General features: G+C 65.3%; 5 protein-coding genes. 2 read left to right on the forward strand and 3 right to left on the reverse strand.

What is annotated here, in order from left to right; all coding sequences use genetic code 11:
* Positions 1-463: MFS transporter (locus LQT98_RS20765; RefSeq protein ID WP_231464863.1), on the reverse strand; the 463-nt coding region annotated here is incomplete at its 3' end.
* A gap of 188 nt (positions 464-651) precedes the next feature.
* Here LQT98_RS20765 and LQT98_RS20770 point away from each other — a divergent pair.
* Both LQT98_RS20770 and LQT98_RS20775 read left to right on the forward strand, forming a co-directional pair.
* A complete protein-coding gene (locus LQT98_RS20770; RefSeq protein ID WP_231464865.1) occupies positions 652-2,322 on the forward strand; it encodes an SgrR family transcriptional regulator in 1,671 nt (556 codons plus the stop codon).
* Between the two features lie 115 nt (positions 2,323-2,437).
* Positions 2,438-2,869, forward strand: a complete 432-nt coding sequence (locus LQT98_RS20775) for an Hsp20/alpha crystallin family protein (protein ID WP_231464867.1) — start codon at positions 2,438-2,440, stop codon at positions 2,867-2,869.
* Between the two features lie 78 nt (positions 2,870-2,947).
* On the opposite strand, the gene pepN is transcribed toward LQT98_RS20775, so the two are convergent.
* Positions 2,948-5,572 carry an aminopeptidase N gene (gene pepN, locus LQT98_RS20780; RefSeq protein WP_231464869.1) on the reverse strand — a complete coding sequence of 875 codons (2,625 nt, stop codon included), beginning with the start codon at positions 5,570-5,572 and terminating at the stop codon, positions 2,948-2,950.
* Between the two features lie 82 nt (positions 5,573-5,654).
* Positions 5,655-5,983, reverse strand: a 329-nt coding sequence (locus LQT98_RS20785) for a PDZ domain-containing protein (RefSeq protein ID WP_231464872.1), incomplete at its 5' end; no start/stop codon positions are given.

Below are 5,983 nucleotides of genomic sequence, written 5' to 3' on the forward strand. Positions count from 1 at the left end.
CGCCGGCCAGCGCCAGCGCGATCGCGCACCAGAACGGCCAATTTCCGTTCCAGCCCAGCAGCAGGCTGCATAGCAGCGGTCCCACCGCCCAGCCGACATTGGCCAGGGTGTAGCGCAGGGAAAAGGCCTTGCCGCGCCGCTCCGGCGGCAGCAGATCGCTGATCAGCGCCTTGACCGCGATGCCGTGCACCGCCTGGCCGATCTCGCTGAGCGCCAGCGCCAACGCGGTCCACCACAGCTGCTGACTCAGCGGCAGCACCAGGTAATTGCCGGCGATCAGCAGCGCCGCGCCCCACAACACCGGCCGCCGCGGCCAGCGGTCCACCAGGTGACCGCCATACAGGCCCATCACCGCGGACAGCAGCAGCACCGCGCCCAGCAACAGGCCAATCTGCTCGCTGTCCAGCCGCAATTGCCGCCCCAGGGTCAGCACCAGCAAGGGCGCGACCACCGCCCGGCTCATCGTCAACAGCCATGAGCAGACCAGTAAGTACCGGATTTGCTCCTCATTTCTTACATCCGCCATCGCCACCACGCCTATGCAAACAGGAAACCCGGACAGTATCCTGTCAAAAGCGGAATCAAAAAATGGATGCATGCCGGGAAAATAACTTCCGCTTTTGGCGTGCGAACCGGAAAGCGAAGCAGCGGATGAAGCTGGAACAACAATATCAGGCCCTGTATCAGGCCTACGCCGAACAGCGCCCCGCCCAGCCGGGGCTAGCCGAGCTGTGCGCCTTGTGGAACTGCAGCGAGCGCAATGCCCGGCTGCAGCTGGCCAAGATGCGCGAGCGCGGCTGGCTGGCCTGGGAGCCCGGCCGCGGGCGCGGCCGCAAGTCGCGGCTCAGCCTGCTCTGCGCGCCGGAGCAGCTGGAATGGCAGCGGCAGCAGCAACTGCTGCGCGACGGCAAGCTGGAGCAGGCGTTCGCACGGCTGTCCGCTCAGCGCCGCGCGCAATTGCTGGCGGCGCTGCCGCAATATCTGGGCAGCGCCGCCCAGGGCCGCTGCCTGCGCATCCCGATTCCGCATCCGCCGCTGAGCCTGGACCCGCTGCACGTCAGCGGCCGGCTGGAGTCTCATCTGGTGCGACAGATCTTCGACCGCCTGTGCCGTTTCGACCGCGGCTTGCAAAGCCTGCAAGGCGGGCTGGCCCATCACTGGGAAAGCGACGCCGCCGCGCGCCGCTGGCGTTTCTGGCTGCGCCCGGGCCTGCAATTCCACGATGGATCGCCGCTGCAGTCCGACGCCGCCGCCGCCAGCCTGTTGCGGCTGCGCGAAGCCGGCAATCCCTACCAAGTGCAATACCGCCATCTGCGCGCGGTCGACATCCATGACCCGCTATCCTTCAGCTGCCAGCTGGACGACGGCGACTTCCTATGGCCGCAGCGGCTGGCCACCGCCAACAGCTCGATCGCGCCGCTGCGGCACGGCGCCGACTTTGAACGCCTGCCGGTGGGCAGCGGCCCGTTCCGGGTCTCCCGCCACAGCGAGCAAAGGCTGGGCCTGACCGCCTTCGCCCACCATTACCGCGAGCGGGCGCTGCTGGACGAGATCGAGCTGTGGTTCATTCCCAACTGCGACGGCGGCCAGGACTTCCATCTGCGCCTGGACTATGCCAACGACGGCAGCGACGGCACGCTGCAATCCGCCTGCACCTATCTATTGCTGAATCCGGACTGGGCCGGCAGCGAGCGCGCCCCGCTGATGCGCTGGCTGGCGGAACCGGCGCTGGTGCAGCCCAACGATCCGCTGCAGACACCGGCGCTGGGCCTATTGCCCGGCTGGCGCCATCCCTTGCCGCAAGCCCAGCGCCGCCCCAGGCTTGAGCGCACCCGCCTACGGCTGTTCCATTACGACCTGCCCAGCTTCCCGCCTCTGGCCGCCGCCATCCGCCAACGCCTGGCCGGCTTGTCCATAGAACTGGAGATCCACGCCCTCAGCCGGCGCGCCTTCTTTCACGATCAGGACTGGTGGCCGCAGGCTGACCTGATGCTGTGCAGCGAAGTGCTGCACGACGACCGCGACTACAGCTGTCACGAATGGCTGGGCACCCGCCAGCCGCTGCAACGCGGCCTCGACGCCGCCACCCAGGCGCGCTTGAACGCACAGCTGCGGGACATTCAGCGCCAGCCTGACACCAGCCTGCGCATGGCCGGTTACGCCGCCATCGGCGACTGGCTGTGCGCCGAGGGCTGGGTGCTGCCGCTGTCGCATGAGCGCCAAGGGCATCAGGCCAGCCCGCGGCTAGCCGGGCTACAAATGAGCGAGAACGGCTGGACTGACTTCGCCAGCCTGTGGTTGCGCCCCGAGCAGTCGGGCTGAACAAAGTGCCTCCGCTCCAGCCAACAACGCAGGGGCTTGATAATCCCGGCTTAGACCCTATATCGACAACAGGGCCCGTTTCTCAGCTAAACCATTGATCAAAAAGGAGAGTACGATGAACATCCTGCCTTCCCGCGGCAATGTGAGCCTGTTTGACGAATTGTTCCGCGATTTCACCCCCGGCTTTTTCATCAAGCCGCTGCATGGCGACCCGCTGCCCAGCCAAATCAAGATAGACGTGAAGGAAAGCGCGACGCATTTCACCGTGAGCGCGGACATCCCCGGCGTCAACAAACAGGATATCCATGTGGAAGTGGACGGTCCGCTGGTCACCATCAAGGCCGAGGTACGCCAGACGGACAGCGACAGCAAGGATGAACGCAATCTGCGCATGGAGCGCTATTACGGCGCGGTATCGCGCAGCTTCCAGCTGCCGGCGGAGATAGATCGCGACGCCGCCAGCGCCAAGTATGAAAACGGCGTGCTCAGCCTGACGCTGCCGAAAAAGCAGGGTGGACAGGGCGGACAGCGGCTACATATAGAATAAGCCGCGCGGGAAACCCAAGCCGTCATGAAAAAAGCCCCGGTTTTAAACCGGGGCTTTGTTGTGAATGGCTAGCGAGCGTCAGGCTTCCAAGATCTTGGACACGATCTCGTACACGTCCTTGGACAGTTGCTGCGCGGCCAGGCGCTGCAATTGCTCGCGCATCAGCGCCTGACGCGCCGGCTCCAGCTTTTTCAGCCGGCGGAAGGCATTGACGATGCGGCTGGCTACTTGCGGGTTGATCGCGTCCAGCGCCAACACCTGGTCGGCGAGGAAGCGGTAGCCGCTGCCATCCGCCGCATGGAACAGCGCCATATTGGCGCCGAAGGTGCCAATCAGCGCGCGCGCCTTGTTCGGGTTCTTCAAGGTGAAGGCCGGGTGCTGCATCGCCGCTTGTACATGCTCCAGCGTGCCAGGCAGCTGGCTGCTGGCCACCAGCATGAAGAACTTGTCCATCACCAGCGCGTCCTGCTGCCAGCGGGCGGCGAAGGCGGTGAAGCATTCATCGCGCTCGGCGCCGTCGCGGTCGCGCAAGGCCATCAGCGCGCCCATCTGGTCAGTCATATTATCCGCGCCCAGGCACTGCTTGGCGGCGGCTTCGGCCGGCCAGGCATCATCCAGCCGGTTCAGCATGGCCAGCGCACGGTTTTTCAGATCGCGCCGGCCGGCGTCCTGCGGCTTGTAGTCGCGGGTCAGGTTCAGCTCGTAAGCCTCGCGCCATTCGCCGCGCAGCACCTGCGCCAATTCGTCCAGCACAAAGTCCCTCACCTGGTGGATCAGCGCCGGGTCGGCCGCTTCCACCATTTCCAGGATCTCGCCCTCGGACGGCAGGGTCAGCATCAGCGCCTTGAACGCAGGATCGGCCGCATGGTCTTTCAGCACCGCGCGGAAGGCGGCGACGAAGGTTTCCGGCAGCTTCAACTCGCCGCCGGCGGCGACCGTCGCCAGCAATTGCTTGAACAGCCGTTCCGCCAGGGTCTGGCCGGCTTCCCAGCGGCTGAAGCTGTCGCCGTCGTTGGCCATCAGGAAGGCCAACTGATCATCGCGCCAATCGAACTCCAGCTTCACCGGCGCGGAGAAACCACGCAGTAGCGAGGGCACCGGTTCGGCCGCAATGCCGACGAAGGTGAAGCTTTGTTCCGCCTCCTTGACGTCCAGCACCCGGGTGCCGCCTTGCGCTTCGGCTTCACCATCCAGCCGCAGTGGCAAATCGGCTCCGTCGGCGCCCACCAAGCCCAAGGCCAACGGGATGTGGAAGGGCTGCTTCCGCTCCTGTCCCGGCGTGGCCGGGCAGCTTTGGCTCACCTTGAGGGTGTAGCTTTGCGCCGCGCCGTCGTAACGGCCGCTGACGCTGAGGCGCGGCGTGCCGGCCTGGCTGTACCACAGGCCGAACTGCTCCAGATCGACGCCGTTGGCGTCGGCCATCGCCGCGCGGAAATCGTCGCAAGTCACCGCCTGGCCGTCGTGGCGCTTGAAATACAGGTCCATGCCCTTGCGGAAGCCAGCCTCGCCCAGCAGGGTGTGATACATGCGCACCACTTCCGCGCCTTTTTCATACACCGTCATGGTGTAGAAATTGTTCATCTCGATATAGCTGTCCGGGCGGATCGGATGCGAGGTCGGACCGGCGTCTTCCGGGAACTGGTGCACGCGCAGGCCCTTGACGTCCTCGATGCGCTTGACCGCGCGGCTGCTCATGTCGGCGCCGAATTCCTGATCGCGGAACACGGTCAGGCCCTCCTTCAGCGACAGCTGGAACCAGTCGCGGCAGGTGACGCGGTTGCCGGTCCAGTTATGGAAGTACTCATGGCCGATCACCCGCTCCACGCCCTGGAAGTCGGCGTCGGTGGCGGTGTCCTTGCGCGCCAGCACGTACTTGGTGTTGAAGACGTTGAGGCCCTTGTTCTCCATCGCCCCCATATTGAAGTCGCCGACGGCGACGATCATATAGATGTCGAGGTCGTACTCCAGGCCAAAGCGCTGCTCGTCCCACTTCATCGAGTGCTTCAGCGCTTCCATCGCGTGCTGGGTCTTGTCCTGGTCCGCCGGCTCGGTCCAGATCTCCAGCGCCACTTCGCGGCCGCGCATGGTGACGAATTTGTCTTTCAGCGCGGACAGCTTGCCGGCCACCAGCGCGAACAGATAGGACGGTTTCTTGTACGGATCCACCCACTTAACCCAGTGGCGTTTCTTGTCCACCATGCCCTCGCCCACCTTGTTGCCATTGGACAGCAGCACCGGGAACTTGTGCTTGTCGGCGACGATGGTGGTGGTGAACTTGGCCATCACGTCAGGACGGTCCAGATAATAGGTGATCTTGCGGAAGCCTTCCGGCTCGCACTGGGTGAACAGATTGCCGTTGGACGCGTACAAGCCCATCAGGCTGGTATTGGCCACCGGGTCGATCTCGGTTTCCAGTTCCAGGATGAAGCTGTCCGGCACGCCGCGCACGGTCAGCTTGTCGTCGAGCAGCGCATAGCCGTCGTCACCCAGGCGTTCGCCGTCCAGCGTCACCGCCGCCAGCGTCGCGCTGCCGTCCAGCACCAGGTCATCCTGGCGCGCGGCCTTGTCGTTGCGGGTCACCACCAGCCGCGCATGCACACGGGTGGTGGCGTCTTCGATATCGAAGCTCAGATCGACGCGGTCGATCAGAAAGGGGGGCGCTGCGTAATCTTCGCGGTACTTGACTTGCGGCTGTTGAACCATGCCTAGGTCTCCTTCGATGCCGGCTGCGCCGGTCTTGGCTGGAGGAGGACGCCGCCGGGCAGCGGCGACGCCCCGATGAATGTCAGTGGCGCAGCCACTTGGCGCCGCCGTCCTGCACCAGCAGGCGGCAGGCGTCCGCCGGCGCGGCTTGCAGTTCAAGCTGCAGGCTGAGCAGTTCGTCGCGGCGGAACAGGTGCAACTTGAGCTTGTCGCCGGGCTGATAGCGCGCCAGCGCCTTGTCCAGATCCACCGCCTTGAGCTTGTCTATGGCCACGATCACATCGCCGCCGGACACGCCGGCGCGTTGCGCCGCGCCGCCATCGTAGACATTGAGCACGCGCACGCCCTGGGCCTCGGCCACCGCCTTGACGCCCAGGCTGGCCGGTGCCGGCTTGCCGCTCAGCGCCAGGC

Origin of the sequence: Chromobacterium aquaticum (assembly GCF_021129195.1) — a bacterium.
In the GTDB taxonomy this organism is placed as follows: domain Bacteria; phylum Pseudomonadota; class Gammaproteobacteria; order Burkholderiales; family Chromobacteriaceae; genus Chromobacterium; species Chromobacterium aquaticum.